The organism is Nocardia ninae NBRC 108245 (assembly GCF_007990755.1).
GTDB lineage: Bacteria > Actinomycetota > Actinomycetes > Mycobacteriales > Mycobacteriaceae > Nocardia > Nocardia ninae.
The window spans coordinates 1-902 of the sequence record NZ_BJXA01000193.1; the positions used below are offsets into that span (position 1 = coordinate 1).

The 902-nt window shown below is 61.4% G+C and carries 1 protein-coding gene; it reads left to right on the forward strand.

Annotated features, from left to right (window positions below):
- Positions 1 to 147 precede the first annotated feature (147 nt).
- The coding region (locus NN4_RS44630; protein WP_246181457.1) for a polyketide synthase dehydratase domain-containing protein at positions 148 to 902 on the forward strand (755 nt) is incomplete at its 3' end.

A 902-nucleotide genomic window follows, 5' to 3' on the forward strand; every position in this document is an offset into this window, starting at 1 on the left:
ATCGATTTGCCGACGTATGCGTTTGAGGGTAAGCGGTTTTGGTTGGAGGCTCGGGGTGGGTCGTCGTCGGTGCGTGGTCATGGATTGGGTGCGGCTGATCATCCATTGGTGAGTGTGGTGATTCCGGAGCCGGTCGATGACGGTGTGGTGTTGTCGGGTCGTGTTTCGTTGTCGGAGCATTCGTGGTTGGCCGATCATGCGGTCGCTGGTGTGGTGTTGATGCCTGGTGCTGCGTTCGTGGAGTTGGTGGTGCGTGCTGGTGCCGAGGTGGGTTGCCGGTCGGTGGGTGAGTTGGTTTTGCAGGCGCCGATGCCGATTCCGGAACAGGGGGCTTTGCAGGTTCAGGTCATCGTCAAGGGTCGTGATGGTGACGGTCGGCGGGAGGTGGTGATCTATTCCCGGCGTGAGAGTAGTGACGAGCAGTGGCAGTTGCATGCGCGAGCACAGCTGGATCCGGACAGCGATGTTCGGTTGGCAGGCGCGTTCACTTCTTGGCCGCCGGCTGAGGCCGTCGTGGTGGATGTCGATGATTTCTACCGGGAGTTGTCGGGTCGTGGTTATGAGTACGGGCCGGCGTTCCGGCGGTTGCATCGTTTGTGGAAGCAGGGTGAGACGGTCTTTTCCGAGATCACGCTGTCGGGTGAGGTAGGTCGCGAGAGCGGTCGATACCTCTTGCATCCGGTGCTTCTGGATGCTGTGGTGCAGACGATCGGATTGACCGGTTTCGAGGTCGCTGCCGGTGAGGTCCCGTTGCCGTTCGCGTGGGAGGGTGTCTCGACTGAACCGACTGACGCCACGACCTGGCGAGCGTCGGTGACTTGGGTCGGGGGCAACGAGTTCACGGTGCGGATCGCTGACGAGTTCGGCCACGAGTTCGCCGCCATCACAGCACTGCGACTACA